General features: G+C 71.7%; 13 protein-coding genes. 8 read left to right on the forward strand and 5 right to left on the reverse strand.

Features of this window, described 5'->3' with window-relative positions:
• Positions 1-317 precede the first annotated feature (317 nt).
• On the forward strand, positions 318-1,784 hold the full coding sequence (locus AC31A1_RS10185) for an FAD-binding protein (protein ID WP_489652948.1): 1,467 nt from the start codon (positions 318-320) through the stop codon (positions 1,782-1,784).
• Positions 1,785-1,798: 14 nt separating this feature from the next.
• On the opposite strand, the gene AC31A1_RS10190 is transcribed toward AC31A1_RS10185, so the two are convergent.
• The gene (locus tag AC31A1_RS10190; RefSeq protein ID WP_489652949.1) at positions 1,799-4,582 is read right to left on the reverse strand and encodes an ATP-binding protein; all 2,784 of its coding nucleotides are present in this window, start codon (positions 4,580-4,582) and stop codon (positions 1,799-1,801) included.
• A 602-nt stretch (positions 4,583-5,184) separates the two neighbouring features.
• On the opposite strand from AC31A1_RS10190, the gene AC31A1_RS10195 reads away from it, so the two are divergent.
• Both AC31A1_RS10195 and AC31A1_RS10200 read left to right on the forward strand, forming a co-directional pair.
• Positions 5,185-5,334: a hypothetical protein gene (locus AC31A1_RS10195; protein WP_489652950.1), complete on the forward strand. Its 150-nt coding sequence runs from the start codon at positions 5,185-5,187 to the stop codon at positions 5,332-5,334.
• 293 nt (positions 5,335-5,627) lie between these two features.
• Positions 5,628-6,020, forward strand: coding sequence for an FAD-dependent monooxygenase (locus tag AC31A1_RS10200; RefSeq protein ID WP_489652951.1), 393 nt, complete (start codon positions 5,628-5,630; stop codon positions 6,018-6,020).
• Between the two features lie 37 nt (positions 6,021-6,057).
• Here AC31A1_RS10200 and AC31A1_RS10205 read toward each other — a convergent pair whose 3' ends face one another.
• A complete protein-coding gene (locus tag AC31A1_RS10205; protein ID WP_489652952.1) occupies positions 6,058-7,473 on the reverse strand; it encodes a DHA2 family efflux MFS transporter permease subunit in 1,416 nt (471 codons plus the stop codon).
• Positions 7,474-7,666: 193 nt separating this feature from the next.
• On the opposite strand from AC31A1_RS10205, the gene AC31A1_RS10210 reads away from it, so the two are divergent.
• Positions 7,667-8,098, forward strand: coding sequence for a MarR family winged helix-turn-helix transcriptional regulator (locus AC31A1_RS10210; RefSeq protein WP_489652953.1), 432 nt, complete (start codon positions 7,667-7,669; stop codon positions 8,096-8,098).
• Between the two features lie 19 nt (positions 8,099-8,117).
• Here the strand turns inward: AC31A1_RS10210 and AC31A1_RS10215 are convergent, their stop codons facing one another.
• From AC31A1_RS10215 to AC31A1_RS10225, 3 genes are read right to left on the reverse strand one after another with little or no spacing between them, the layout of a single operon-like run.
• Positions 8,118-8,504, reverse strand: coding sequence for a fic family toxin-antitoxin system, toxin component (locus AC31A1_RS10215; protein WP_489652954.1), 387 nt, complete (start codon positions 8,502-8,504; stop codon positions 8,118-8,120).
• Positions 8,501-8,800, reverse strand: coding sequence for a type II toxin -antitoxin system TacA 1-like antitoxin (locus AC31A1_RS10220; RefSeq protein ID WP_489652955.1), 300 nt, complete (start codon positions 8,798-8,800; stop codon positions 8,501-8,503). The genes AC31A1_RS10215 and AC31A1_RS10220 overlap by 4 nt, the downstream gene beginning before the upstream one ends.
• Positions 8,801-8,841: 41 nt before the next feature.
• The gene (locus AC31A1_RS10225) at positions 8,842-9,210 is read right to left on the reverse strand and encodes an NUDIX domain-containing protein (RefSeq protein ID WP_489652956.1); all 369 of its coding nucleotides are present in this window, start codon (positions 9,208-9,210) and stop codon (positions 8,842-8,844) included.
• Between the two features lie 318 nt (positions 9,211-9,528).
• On the opposite strand from AC31A1_RS10225, the gene AC31A1_RS10230 reads away from it, so the two are divergent.
• The 4 genes from AC31A1_RS10230 to AC31A1_RS10245 all read left to right on the forward strand — a co-directional run bounded on the left by AC31A1_RS10230 (position 9,529) and on the right by AC31A1_RS10245 (position 14,389).
• The gene (locus tag AC31A1_RS10230) at positions 9,529-11,733 is read left to right on the forward strand and encodes an ATP-binding protein (protein WP_489652957.1); all 2,205 of its coding nucleotides are present in this window, start codon (positions 9,529-9,531) and stop codon (positions 11,731-11,733) included.
• Positions 11,734-11,777: 44 nt separating this feature from the next.
• Entirely contained in the window at positions 11,778-12,731 is a 954-nt protein-coding gene (locus AC31A1_RS10235; RefSeq protein WP_489652958.1) for an NAD-dependent epimerase/dehydratase family protein, read from the forward strand.
• The gene (locus AC31A1_RS10240) at positions 12,728-13,867 is read left to right on the forward strand and encodes an ATP-binding protein (protein ID WP_489652959.1); all 1,140 of its coding nucleotides are present in this window, start codon (positions 12,728-12,730) and stop codon (positions 13,865-13,867) included. Before AC31A1_RS10235 ends, AC31A1_RS10240 begins: the two co-directional genes overlap by 4 nt.
• Positions 13,868-13,942: 75 nt before the next feature.
• Positions 13,943-14,389, forward strand: coding sequence for a hypothetical protein (locus AC31A1_RS10245; RefSeq protein ID WP_489652960.1), 447 nt, complete (start codon positions 13,943-13,945; stop codon positions 14,387-14,389).
• Positions 14,390-14,487: the final 98 nt, after the last annotated feature.

Raw genomic sequence — 14,487 nt, forward strand, 5'->3', positions numbered from 1 at the left:
GATGAGGCGCCGGCCTGGTGATCGCGGGGGTCGAGGCGGGGTACGGGGGCACGCCTCCGGACCGCGAAGCGGGAACGCGTCCGGACGGCAACCGGGTACGCCGATACCCCGGCCGGCACCGCCACCTGACCCTGGTCATGGCCGCCCACGCCGGCCGCGGTCATCCACCTCGGCCTCGCCGAGGTCGGACATCCGATCACCCGCGGCACATGCTGAACCGGTCGGGGAACTCGCCGGGACGGAACCCTTTTCCGCACTCCAACATGCCTAGACTGAGCCGTCGTTGATCGTTTCACGGACGGTCTCAGGAGGACCACATGCCCCGCACCCCGTCTCGACGCACCGCTCTGCGCGGCCTGGTCGCAGGCTCAGCCGTGGTGATCGGCTTCGACCCCTTCTCCCGCGGCTGGGCGGTGACCGACACCGGCCGGCCGCTCACCGGCCTGCCCCATCTGGACGGGACGCTTCACACCGACGACGCCTCGCTCAGCGCCGACGCCGACGACTTCGGGCACATCGTGCACCGGCGTCCGGCCGCGGTGCTGCGGCCCGGCTCTGTGCGGGACGTCGTCGCGATGGTCCGGTTCTGCAATCTGCACGGCCTCCGCGTGGCCCCGCGCGGACAGGGCCACGGGACGAACGGGCAGGCGCAGGTCGAGGGCGGCCTGATCATCGAGACCGGGCCGCTCGCCTCCATCGGCCCTGTGCGGACGGGGAGTTCACGCGTCACGGTCGGCGCGGGCGCCAAGTGGAGCGACGTCGCCAAGGCGGCCATCGCCCATGGTCTGACCCCGCCCGTCTTCACCGACTACCTCGAACTCTCCGTCGGCGGCACCCTCTCCGTCGGCGGCCTGGGCGGCCAGAGCCACCAGCAGGGCGCGCAGGTCGACAACGTCCTCGAACTCGAAGTCGTCACCGGAGCAGGGGAGTTGCTCCGCTGTTCCCCGACCCGCCACCCCGACCTCTTCCATGCCGTGCTCGCCGGCCTGGGCCAGTGCGCGGTGATCGTCGGCGCCACTCTGCGCCTGGTCCCGGCCCCGGAGACCGTACGGCACTACCTCCTGCCGTACGACGATCTCCAGACCTTCCTCGACGATCAGCAACTCCTCGCCACCGAGGGGCGTTTCGCCTACCTGGAGGGCCAGGTCGGCGCGGACACCGCCGGGGCCTTCAACCAGTTCGCCATCGAGGCCGTCGCCTACGGGCCGCCGGTGGGGGACACCCCCGACGACACGGTTCTCCTGCGGGGGCTGCGCCATGTCGCGTCCGGCGCGCAGATCACCGACCTCGGCTATTACGACTTCCTCGACCGGCTGGCCGCCTCCGTCGCCGCCCTGAAGGAAGCGGGTCTGTGGGCCTACGCCCACCCCTGGCTCAACGTCGTCATTCCGGGCCGTAGCACCGCAGACGTGGCCGACGCCCTGCTGGATGCACTCACACCGGCCGACCTCGGACCCGGCGTCGTCCTCCTGTACCCCCTGCTGCGCGAGCACCTCCACACCCCGCTGCTGCGCATGCCCGACGACCCGATGCCCTACCTGTTCGCGGTCCTCCGCGCCGCGCCGCCCGAGGACACGGCGACCGTGCAACGGTTGCTGAGCGCCAACCGGTCCGCGTACGAGACCGTCCAGGCGGCCGGCGGCACCCAGTACCCGGTCGGCTCGATCCCCTTCCAACACGCCGACTGGCAGCGGCACTTCGGGCCGGTCTGGCACCGGTTCGCGGAGGCCAGGAAGACGTACGACCCGAAGGGGATCCTGGTTCCGGGGCAGGGCATCTTCTGAACGTCGATGCCGTTCTAGCCGGGAGGCAGCTCCGCCAGCGCGTCGCGCAACGCGGCGCGGGAGGCCACGCCCAGCTTCGGGAAGAGCTGGCGCAGGTGGGCGGCCACGGTGCGGGGAGAGAGGAAGAGGCGCTCGGCGATCTGCTTGTTGGTGAGACCGGCCGCCGCGAGGAGCGCGATCTCCCGCTGCTGAGGTGTCAGTGACGCCGGGCCGGTGACCCCGGCGGCTGTGACGGACAGGCCGGTCGCCCGCAGCTCGTTGCCCGCCCGGGCCGTCCAGGGGCGGGCGCCGAGCCGCTCGAACGTGTCGATGGCGTCGGCGAGTTGGGTGCGCGCCTGGGTCGTGGCCTTCACCCGGCGGAGGCGTTCGCCGTGGGCGAGCCGGACCCGGGCCAGTTCGAAGGGCCAGCGGTCGGTGCCGGGTACGGCGAGCGCCTCCTGGAACAGGTCGAGTGCTTCGTGGTCTACGGCTGCGATCGCCGCCGACGCTTTCACGAGCAGGGCGAGCCGCGGCGAGATCGCGGCGATGCCGGCCTCATGTGCCGCCGCCGCGTGGGCTGTTGCCTCCGAGGTACGGCCGGTTCTGACCGCGGCCTCGACGAGATCCATGACGACGAACAGGGCCGGGGGGACGTGCGAGGCGAGTTCCCCCGCGCGGCTGATGGCGCACGCGTGGCGGTACGCGTCCTCGAACCTGCCCTGGCCGAGCGCCGCGAGCGCCCTCGCGTGCGAGGCGCACGACAGGTAGGAGCCCACACCGCGCGGTGTCGCCCACAGGGTCATCTCGTCCGTGAGGGCTTTGGTCGCGGCCTCGTCGCCTCGGGCGGCGGCGACAAGCGCCCGTTGGTACAGGAACTCCGTCGACAGCAGCTGGTAGCTGTGGGCTTCGCCCAGGTCCCGTCCCTGCGCGGCCTGCGCCTCCAACTCGTCCCATTCACCTGCCGCGAAATGGTCCCGGCCCAGGTACACCAGTCCCTGGATCTCCACGGTGAGCGAGCTGTTGTCCCGCCCGTCGCGCAGCACGCGCCGCAGCGCCGTCCTGCACGCCGGCAACCGGTCGACGTAGAGAGAGGTCATCGCCAGCCGGATGATCCGGACCGGGTCGGCCTCCTGGTCCAGGGAGGCGATGGCCTCGTCGAGCCTGCCGAGCGCGGGCGGTGCCGTGCGCGCCGGGTCGGCCATCGTGCTGAGGGTCAGGGCGAGTTGGTCCGGGACCTCCGGTTTCAGCAGGCCGAGCGCCCGGTGCAGCGGCTTCCACAGCTCCGTGCGCTGACTGCTCTGGCACAGCCAGGCGAGGGTGTACAGCGCGTCGATCATGGTGGGATCGGCGGCGTCGTACGGCTGGTGCTGCATGTCGATCGCGCCGACGAGCAGCCGGTGGGCGGTGTCCAGGTCGCCCTCGCCGCTGAGGAGGATGTGGTGCGCGGCGGCGACCGCCGCGACCAACGGACCCGCCCGTCCGCCGTCGGCCAGGCGGGCCTCTTCGAGCAGCCGGGGCACATCGCGCAGATCGCCGGTCAGATCCGCGCCGAGATAGGCCGCCTCCGCGATCCGGCGACTGCGCTCGTAACCGCGCGGGCTCAACTCCGCGGCGCGCAGCAGCGCGGCGATGGCACCGCCCGCGTCACCACGCCGCACGGTGTCGCGTGCCACTTCCTCCAGGAGGCTCGCGACGTCCTCGGTGGGCTCGACCGTGGCATGGGCGAGGTGCCAGGCGCGTCGCTCGGGGCGGTCGGACCAGTACTCCGCCAGGGCGCGATGCACCTCGCGACGCTGCTCGCTGGTGGAAAGTTCCACGACGGCGGACCGCGTGAGGGGATGCCGGAACACCAGCCGGCCGGTGGTCGCGTCCACGAGTCCGGCCCGCTCCGCGGGCGCCAGGTCCTCCATGCCGGTCCGCTCGGACGTGGCCGACGTGAGGACGCGCAGATCGCCGGTGCCGTCCAGGACCGCGTACAGAAGGAGCAGCCGGGTCGACGCGGGCAGTGTCTCGACGCGGGACGCGAACACGGACTGGAGACGGCGGCTCAGCGGCAGCAGCTCGGGGACCGCCGCTCCGGAGCGCTGCGGGTCGGTGAGCGCGACGGGCAGTTCCAGCAGGGCGAGCGGGTTGCCCTGCGCCTCCGCCAGCAGCCGCTCCCGGACGCGCGGGGCCAGAGACGGGGTACGCGCCTCGATCAGCGCCGCCGCGGCCGTCGTATCGAGCGGCTGTACGTCGTGATGGGGAACTCCGCCGCGTTCGAAGAAGCTTCCTTCTCCGGAGCGATAGGCGCCGAGGAAGCCCACCCGGCTGCCGCCCAGGCGACGGGCGGCGAAGCCGAGCACCACGGCGCTGGCACGGTCCAGCCACGGGAGATCGTCGACGATCACCAGCAACGGGCGCTCCGCGGCGGCCCGGACGAGGAGGGTCAGCGCCGCGTTCGACACCAGCAGCTGATCGGAGGGTGCGCCCTGGTCCAGGCCCAGCGCGACACCCAGGGCGGTGCGGTACGGGTCCGTCAGGCGGTCGAGCCCGGGCAGCAGCGGCTGAAGGACCTGGTGGAGACCCGCGAAACTGATCGTGCTCTCGAACTCCACACCGGCGGCACGCACGACCCGCGCGCCCATGCCACGAGCCTGTCCGGCAGCGGCATCCAGCAGCGCCGTCTTGCCGACGCCGGCGTCCCCGGACAGCAGCAGCGCCCCGCCGGAGACCATGGCCTCGTCGACGAAACCCCGGACCAGCCCGAGGTCGTGATCACGGCCGACGAGCATCCCAGCCGGACCCGACAGCGAAGACCCGTCCCCGTCCATGCGCATCTCCCTTCCGACCTCGGAACTTTACGCCCGCTCGTCACTGTCACCTCATGAACAGGCCGCCGTTGACGTCGAGCGTGGCGCCCGTGATGTATCCGGTGTCCTCCCCGGCCAGATGTCCCACGAGTGCGGCCACCTCCTCTTCTGGCATCCGATCCGCAACGGACGGTGCTGCTCCGAGCGGGATCAAGCCGCCGTGCAACAACATCATCTTACCTGGAGATGATTCCTCCGGATAAGCTGGCGTCGGCGTCCGTGGCTGAGAGTCGTTCTTGTCGCGCCTGCTCAACAGCCGACTGGTCAGGCCGAGTTGGCGCGGACGTCGGACCCTGAACGCAAGGGAGGACACGTGAAGATCGTCGTGGGCAAGCAGGTTGATGCCGACGCCGACCGCGTGCGGCTCGTCTGCTGCGACCGTCAGGGATGCCCGATCTGGGAGGAGCCTCTTGGTCTGGCGGCCGGCTACCGGTGGCCCCAACACTCCGTCCACCGGGGCGAGTTGCAGATGCCGCTACTGGACACGGTCCGCACGCGGATCGGGCCCGACGCGGTCCGCACCGGCATGGCCTTCGAACGCTTCGAGCGATCCGAGCGCCAAGGCAGGCGTGACAGCGCACTTCGTGGACCGGCACACCGGCACGTCCGCCGTGATCGAGACCGACGTCCTCGTCGGCGCCGACGGCATCGACTCCCGGCTGAGGGCCCGACTCCACCCCGGCGAAAGGCCCCCGCGCGGGAACGGCGTGCAGATGTGACGGGGCATGAGCCGGTACCCGCACATCCTCGGAGGGCGCGCGATCGTGGTGGCCGGCGGGCCCCCGGGGACAAGTTCGTTGCCTACCCCGTCGCCGACCCGGTGGTCGACGGCGGACCCACGCTGATGAACTGGGTGCTGGAGATCCGTCGGCCGCAGTCCGGTGAGGGACTCGACCGCTCCAACCACCCGATCCCGACGGACGAGGCGCTGGCCGGGCTGTCCGGGTGGGAGCTGCCGTAGGTCGACCTGCCCGAACTGATTCGCGGCTCCACCGGCATCTGCGAATACCCGATGGTGGACCGTGACCCGCTGCCGCGCTGGAGTTCCGGCCGGGTGACGCTGGTCGGCGACGCCGCCCACCCGATGTACCCCATGGGCATGAACGGCGGCTCCCAGCCGATCGTCGACGCGCGTGTCCTGGCCTGGACCCTCTCGCAGGACGATGATCCGGTACGGGCTCTGGAGCGGTACGAGAACCTGCGCCGCGAACCGCTGAACCAACTGGTGCCGGCCAACCGTGAGTTGGGCCCGGAGAAGATCATCGCCATGGCCGAGGAGATCGGCGGCCCGGTGCCCGCGGAGCATGCGACGGCGGTGTCGCAGGGGTACATGAAGCTCGCCGGGTGCACGACCGCCGTGCTCAACTCCAGGGATTCCTGGTCGGTTTCGCCGGTGACGCCCTGAGAGCCGGTCGCCCCCTGAGTGTCGCGGTGAGCGGGACTCAGTGCGCCTCCTCGTGCCGGCGTCGTGGCCGGACCGGAGCGTTCCCGCCGCCCGACGCGGTGGTGCGGCGTGCGGCGGCGCGGGCCGCGCCGTCGGGGATCGTGAAGGCGAAGACGGCGGTCGCCGCGGCGAGGGCGGCCAGGGTCAAGTAGGCATGCTGGTAAGCGGAGATGGGCGGATTCGCCGCGGCTGCCGTGGGTGTGCTCAGGACCAGGGCCGTGGTCACCGCCGCCGGCGCGAAGGCGCCGCCGGTCTGCCGTACGACCGTGTTGAGCGTGGACGCCTGGGCCAGGTCCTTGCGGGAGAGGGTCGCCAGCGAGGCCACCGTGGTCGGCATGAAGACGCCGCCCATGCCGATGCCGAGCAGGAACATGTAGCCGCGGAAGGTCCACAGGCCGGTGTCCTGGTCGCAGGTGGCGAGGAGCAGCAGGACCGCGCTCACCATGGCCAGGCCCGAGCCGATGATGATGCGCGGGCCGACCCTGGAGTAGAGGATCCCGGCGACCTGGACGGTCAGCAGGACGCCGAAGGCCTCGGGGAAGGTGCTCGTGCCGGACTCCAGCGCGGAACGGCCCTGGCCCTGCTGGAGGAAGAGCGGGCCGAGGTACATCGCGCCGAGGATCGGCACCAGGCCCACCAGATTGATCAGGTTGGTGTCGCGGAAGAGCCGGTCGGCGAAGAGCCGGAGCTTCAACAGCGGCTCGGTGACCCGTAGTTCGAAGACGATGGCGGCGGTGAGCAGGACCGCGCCCAGGGCGAGGGCGGTGAGGACGGAGGGGGAGGTCCAGCCGCGGTTGGGGCCCTCGCAGACGCCGAACATCACGCCGCCCAGAGCCGCCGCGCTCAACAGCAGCCCGGTGAGGTCGAAACGGCCGGGCCGGTGCCCGCGGTGCTCGGCGAGGAACAGCGCCCCGAACACCACGGCGGGCAGGCCCAGTGGCAGGTTGACGTAGAACACCCAGCGCCAGGACAGATGGTCCACCAGCAGGCCGCCGAGCATCGGGGCGACGGCTGGGGCTATCTGCTGCGGGATGATCATGTATCGCGAAATCCGCACCTGCTCCCAGGAGTTGAAGGTGCTGTAGAGCAGCGAGGACGCGGCCGGGAACAGTACTCCGGCGGACAGGCCCTGCACCGCGCGGGAGGCGATGAGCTGACCGAGGTCGGCCGCCGCGCCGCACAGCAGTGACGAGACGAGGAAGGCGCCGAGGGCGGTGAGCAACACCCGCTTGGCGCCGAACCGTTCGACCAGCCAGGCGGAGGCGGGGATGGCCATGGCCAGGCAGACCGGATAGACCACGACCACCCCGTCCAGGGCGGCCGTCGTCAGCTGGAACTGGCGCGCGATCGACGGGAGCGCGACGGTCGTGATCGCTCCGTCGACGATCGCTATGAACGTCACGCAGACGCACATGACGGGAACGACGAGACGCTGGCCCGGGCGGCGGAGGCGGAGCCGGCGGAGGTCTGGAGAGCGAGGGCGAGGGGCGAGGGGGACGGGAGGTCGTCGGAACGGCAGCACATGCTGAGCATACTCACTATGTGAGTGCTCATTGCCGCCGCCCGGGGCTCGTACAATCGGCCCTCACCACGGAACGGGGAACGCCATGGCAGTGCACGGCAGCAGCGACATCCTGGTCGACGAGCTCTACGAGACGACGCACCAGCTGCGCCAGTTCGTCGAGATCCGGCTGCGCGCCAACGGTGCCTCGGTCGCCCGCCTGCGCGCCCTGCGGATGCTCGCGCACGCCGAACAGCCCCTCCGTATGCGGGACTTGAGCGAGATGACGGGCGTCGCGGCACGGACCACGACCAGCATCGTCGACAGCCTGGAACGTGACGGTCTGGTGGAGCGCGTACGCCATCCGCACGACCGTCGCGCGTTCCTGCTGCGCCTCACCGACAAGGGGCGGGAGTGTCACCGCGAGGCGGAGGAGATCGACGGTCTCGCGCTCGCGGAGGCGACGGCCGAGCTGGACGCGGAGGACCGGGCGCAGCTACGGACCCTGCTCGCCCGCATCCGGAAGGCGACGGCCTGAGAACCGAAGGCCCGTGTGCTCAGGCGGTGGTCCAGTCGCGGAGCCGGCGGGCGATACGGGGGAGGCCCAGTTCTCCGGAGGCGGCGTCGCGGACGAGTGCCACGGCCGCCTTGGGCGCGTAGTCGAGGCGGCGCTCGTTGAGGATCAGATAGGCCTCGGTGGCGTGCCAGGCGAAGGCCTCGTTCGAGTGCTCCAGGCACGGCAGCTTCGCCAGGGTCTGCAGCAGCGCGGCCGCCTTGAGGTGCAGGGAGCCGTAGATGTCGCGCTCCAACGCGCGGGCGTCGACCCGGGCGGCAGCGGCGTAGAGCGGGCCGTAGTCGTGGACCTGGGGATCGCGGTCGAGGAGCTCGGCGGCGTGCAGGAGGAAGGTGACGTCGAGCGGGTGCGGCGGTTCGGGCTGGGTCACGCGGCGTGCCCCTGCTCCTGGCGCTCGATTTCACGGAGGGCGTCCGCCTCGGCCGCCCGCTGCTCCGCGCTGGGATCAGCGCTGCCCGGCTCGGCCGTGAAAGCCGCGCCACTGCGCGCCATCGACTCCTTGAAGCCCTCACGGAACCGCTCTTCGACAGCCGTCGCACGCGCGTAGGCGGCCGAGAGGATGTACTCCTGAAGGCTGACCCCGGCCTGCTTGGCGGCGGCCTCGATGGCCGCGTGCTGCCGGGGGTCTCGGAAGCGGAGGTTCATGGCTTTCGGCGTGTTCGGCATGGCGTCGACGGTACCAGTGGTACCACGTGCGGGGCAGGTGCCTACACGGGGGTATGGCCCTCCAGGTAGGTGCGCACGGCTGCCGGCAGCCCGACGGCGATGGCATCGGCGAACGACGCCCAGCGCAGCTGCCCCGCGGTGAGTTCAGCCTCCCCCGACGGATCGTCGCTCAACAGCTGGCACACCACAGCGGACCCGCCTCCGGACTCGGATTCCAGAAGGCTCGTTCCGTCCACGAGATAACCCGTGAGTTCATACACCGCCCGCGCGGCAGCGGCCTGCGCCGTCTCGGCCTCCTCGGGAACACCGGACGGCAGACCCCAGCCACCCTGCACATCCACCAGCAGCACCCGCCCGTCGTCCACGACGACCGCGCCCACCGCGTCCTCGGCGGCCTGTTCCAACGCCATGTCCCCACCGTCCCTTCGCGCACGGCATGACCGTTCGTCCGGCCACGTCCGAGCCGGTTTCCTACCCGGGACGGATCGGTTCACGCGGTACGGACGCGCCGCGTGACCCCATAGGCCCCGTCCCGGCAGCGGCGGCTCACGGATCGGACGTGCCCCATACGGTTCCGGCCACACTCCAAGGGGCATTCTCAGCCTGGGCATCACGGGGAACACGGCACCCTCACGCGAGCGGGGGAGACGCGCGGCCCGGCCGTGACCGACGGCCCGCACGAAGCGGGGGCATCAGCACCATCGGAATCCGCAAGGGCGGCACGAACGATGAGCGTGACCGGGACCAGCAACAGGATTTCCGACGGAGTGTTCTTCTCCACCGTCGTCCAAGGCCGCCACATCACCATCGAGTTACCACCGCAGGTATCGCCGGCGCTGCACGGACTTCCCCCGGCGTCCCCGGTGTTCGTCGGCCGCGACCCCCATCTCGGCGTCCTGCTGAGCCGGTTGGACCCCGCCGCCGGAGCGTCGGCCGGCAGCGCGGGCGGACCGGTCGTGATCGTCACCGCGGTAGGCGGCCTGGCCGGCGTCGGCAAGACCGAACTCGCGCTCCAGGCGGCCCGCACCGCCTGGGACAAGGGCTGGTTCCCGGGCGGCGTCCTGTTCGTCGACCTGTTCGGCTACGACGACGCCCGCCGCGTCGGGCCCGCACAGGCGCTGGAGGGATTCCTGAGGGCACTCGGTGTGCCCGGCGAGCACATCCCGCACGGCGTGCAGGACAGGCAGCGGCTGTACACCTCGATCCTCGCCTCGTACGCGAAAGAGGGCCGCCGCATCCTCGTGGTGATCGACAACGCCGCGACCGACGAACAGGCCAGGGCCCTGCTGCCCGCGGACGGTTGGACGGGCGCCGTCGTGACGTCCCGGCACACCCTCGGTATGCTGAACGCCCGTCTGCTGGACCTGGATATTCTCCTCATGAATGACGCGGTCAGGCTTCTCGACAGCACCCTGAGGATGGCGCGTCCGCACGACACCCGTGTCACGGACTCGCCCGAAGACGCCCTCAGGATCGCCGAGTTGTGCGCGGGACTGCCGCTGGCGCTGCGCATCATCGGTGCCGTGCTGATCAGCAGACCCGACCGGCCGCTCGCGCGGATGGCGGACGAACTCGCCGACGAGAAAGCGCGGTTGGAGGCGCTGCGATACGACGACATCGCCGTCGGCGCCGCGTTCGAGCTGTCGTACCGCCAACTCCCCGTGCAACAGGCGCGGTTGTTCCGCCTGCTGTCGCTGAACCCGGGGCCGGACGCCTCCACGGACGCCGTCGCCGTGCTCGCCGGCACGGACGGCGACGCGGCCCGCAGGGACCTGCAGGACCTGGCCCGCGCCCACTTGGTGGAGGCCGGTACGCCGTACGGGCGTTGGCGCATGCACGACCTCGTCCGTTCCTTCAGCGACCGGCTCGCCGCCGAGGACGAGGAGCGGTGGCCGGTTTTGGAGAACCTGTTCACCTGGTACACGCACTCCGTGAACATCGCCGACCAGGTCATGCGGCCCGGGCGGATCCGACCCGACCTCGGCGAACCGCCCGGACCGGCGCCCGCCGCGTTCCCCGACCGGAACGGGGCCCTCGCCTGGTGCGAGGCCGAGCAGCCCAACCTCGTGGCGGTCGTGCACAACGGCGTCTCCGAGGGGATGGGCCATCTCGTGTGGACCATCCCGCTGAGCATGTGGGGCTTCCTCACCCAGACGCTGTCCTGGGACCACTGGATCGAGGCGCACCAGGTCGCCGCCGACGCGGCGGCCCGGTGCGGCGCCCACTCGGGGCAGGGCTGGCTGCTGAACAACCTCGGCACCGGCTACCGGGCCATCGGCCGACCGGAGCGCTCCCGTGCCGCGTTCGCCGCCGGACTGGACGTCCGGCGCGGCCTGGGCGATCTGCACGGCCAGGCCGACTCCCTCAAGGACATGGCCATGACCGCACGGGTCTGGGAGGACTGGGAGGAGGCGCTGCGACTGTCCTACGAGGCGCTCGACGTCATGGCACGGCTCGCGGTGCCCGACCGCTCCGGCAACGCGGCGGCCCTCGACACCATCGCGGTCTCCCTGGCCCACCTCGACCGCCTGGACGAGGCCGCCGAAGCGGCCACCGGCGCCCTGGCCATCTGGGAGGACCTCGACGGCAGGCGCGACGACCGGGCCTGGGCCCGCTGCAAGCAGCTGCACGCCGGCATCGCGCGGCGACGGGCGGAGTACGGGCAGTCGATCGGACACTGCCTGGAGGCACGCGAGGTCTTCGAGCGCATCAACGACACCCGGGGCGAGGCCGAAGTCCTGTGCACACTCGGCGAGTTGTACGTCACGACGGACGACCCGGCGTCGGCACGGATCCACTGGCAGCGGGCGGTCGAACTCTTCGAGCGACTGGGCGACACCGCCGCCGTGGAGGCACTGATCGGCGACCTCGCGAACCTTCCCGGCCCCGGCGCCGACGAGGAACCCGACGGCGCGTCGGACGACGAGGTCTGACGGCGTCCGCCGCCCGCCCGTGTGACGAGCGTTTGGACGAGCCCATGAAGATCCTTGTCACCGGTGCGGCCGGATACGTCGGCCGGGTGGTGGTGAACGACCTCCTCGCCCACGGCGAACAGGTCGTCGCCCTCATGCACGAGCACGGGCCCGACCTCCCCGACGGCGTCGAGACACGGCACGCGGACCTGACGGACCGCGCCGCAGCGTCGGCCGCCGTCCGCGGCACGGACGGCCTCTGCCACCTCGCGGGACTCGCCCGCGCCCGCCTCGGCTCCCGGCCACCCACGCGCCACCACGCCGTCAACGTCACGGGCACGGCCCATCTCCTCGACGCGATGACAGCCGAGACCGAGCGGACAGGACGCCCCGCCTGCCTCGTCTTCGCCTCGACCAGCTCGGTCTACGGTCGCCCCGCCCGCGTACCCGTCGACGAGGCGACACCACGAGACCCCCTCCACGCCTACGCCGCGTCGAAAGCCGCGGCCGAGGACCTCATCGCCCGGCAGGCCGCCACCGGAGTCCTCGGCGCCACCACGCTGCGGATCTTCAACGCGGCCGGCGCCTCGGCGGGCCGAGCCGATCAGGACCTGACGCGGATCATCCCGCGCGCCGTCGCCGTGGCCGCCGCGCCCCGGCCCACGTCCCCGCTGGAGATCAACGGCGACGGCACGGCCGTACGCGACTTCGTCCATGTCAGGGATGTGGCCGCGGCCTTCACGACGGCGTTGCGCGCCAACTCGCCCGGGCGGCACGCCGTTTACAACCTCGGCGCGCATCCGGCGAGCGTCCGGGACGTGGTCGCGTCGGTCGAACGGCTGACCGGGCATCCGGTGCCGCTGCTCCACCGGCCCGCCGTCGCCCAGGAGGCCAGGGTGCTGATCGCCGACACCACGGCGATCAGAACGGCACTGGGCTGGGCACCGACGACGCAAGGCCTGGACGATCTGGTCCGCGACCAGTGGCGGACCGCGCGTCGAGCCGAAGCCGCCCAGTGACGGACGACCCGCTCGGTGACGACGAGCCTTTCGGCAACTGGCCCGTGGACAACGCCATTTCGGGTGGCCTGTTCCTGTCGTGGGTGACGCAGGGCCGCGACGTCACCTTCCGCATGCCGTACGAACTCCCGTCGGCCCTCGCCGCGTTGCCCGCCCCGACCCCGGCATTCGCGGGGTACGACGACGAACTGGCCGCCCTGAGCGCCCTCTTGGCGGGCGACACGCAGCAGGGTGGTCCCGTGGTGGTCGTCGGCGGCCCGACCGGCAGCGGAAAGACGGAACTCGTCCTGACGGCCGCTCACCAGGCCCTCGCCCAGGGCCGGTTCGCGGGCGGCGTGCTGTTCGCCGACATGTCACGGCTGCACGGCGCCGCCCTGCTCGGCGGATTCCTGCGGGCGATGGGCTTGCCCGCAGACCGCGTACCGCCCACGCGCGCGGCGCGGTCCGCTCTCCACGCCCTGATCCTCACGGAACTCGCCCGCAACGGCAGCCCGTTGCTCATCGTCCTCGACGACGTGACGCACCCCGACCAACTTGCCGGAGTACTGCCCGCCACGGCTCCGGCGACCACGATCATCACGACACCGGTGGACCTCGGCGGTCTGGGTACGCACCGCGTGATCCTGCGCCCACTGGCCACGGCCGACGCGACCCGGCTCCTCCACTGCGCGGTGACCATGGCCCACCCCGACGACACCCGGATCCTCGACCACCCCGAGGACGCCGCACGCGTCGCCGACCTCTGCGACGGCCTGCCGCTCGCCCTGCGCACCGCCGCGGTCCTGCTCGCCGAAAACCCGCACCGCCCGCTCGCGGCACTGGCCGCGGACCTCGCCGACCCGCGCACGCGCCTCGCCGAACTCGCCCACCCCGACCGCGACTTACGCACCCGCCTCGACGCCGGCCACGCCCGCCTGGACCCTGCACAGGCCCGGCTGCTGCGCCTCCTCGCGCTCAGCGACGCACCGGAGACGACCACACCGACCCTCGCCGCACTCTGTGCGGAACCCGAGGACACCGTCCGCAACCGGCTCACGTCACTGCTGCACCTGGTCGAGTCCGGTACGACGCCGGACAGTTGGCGCATGCGCGGACTCGTACGCCTCTACGTACGAGCCAGACCCGCCACTCCATGACCGACGGGAACCGGAACACCCCGCCGAGCGTTCCCCACCACAGGAGTGGTGACGCCCCGTCAAGGATGGTGCCAGATGGACCCGGTGTCGGTAGGACTGCTCGCGTCGCTGGCCGGCGGTGCGGGCGGTGAAGTGGGACGACAGATGTGGACGACCCTCACGACTCTCGTACGGCGCCCGTTCCACCGTGGCGATGGCAGCGCGGGCGGGCCGGTTCCGGGCGAGGACGAGCTGATGCGCCTCCAACAGGCTCCCGGTGACGAGACCCGGGCCCACGCACTGAGCACAGCGCTGGCCGTACGCGCGGCACTGGACCCCGACTTCGCCGCCGCCCTCATCGCCTGGCACGAACAGGCCAAGCTGGTCCGCACCGGCGACGGCTCAGTCAACAACGCGATCAGCGGCGGCAGTTACTACGCCCCGGTCCTCCAGGGCCGCGACTTCCCGAACATCACCTTCAACACCCGACCGCCACAACGGCCCGATGAGCCGGACGCGGAGGGAGCGACGCCCCGCACCTGACAGCGCAGTCGCACCGCACCCCTGACACAAGCCCCTCGCTGTCTGCCACCACGCCCTGACATCAGGACACGACGGACAGCCCCGCCCCGACCCCGCCC

It is taken from the genome of Streptomyces sp. P5F9 (assembly GCF_057961495.1).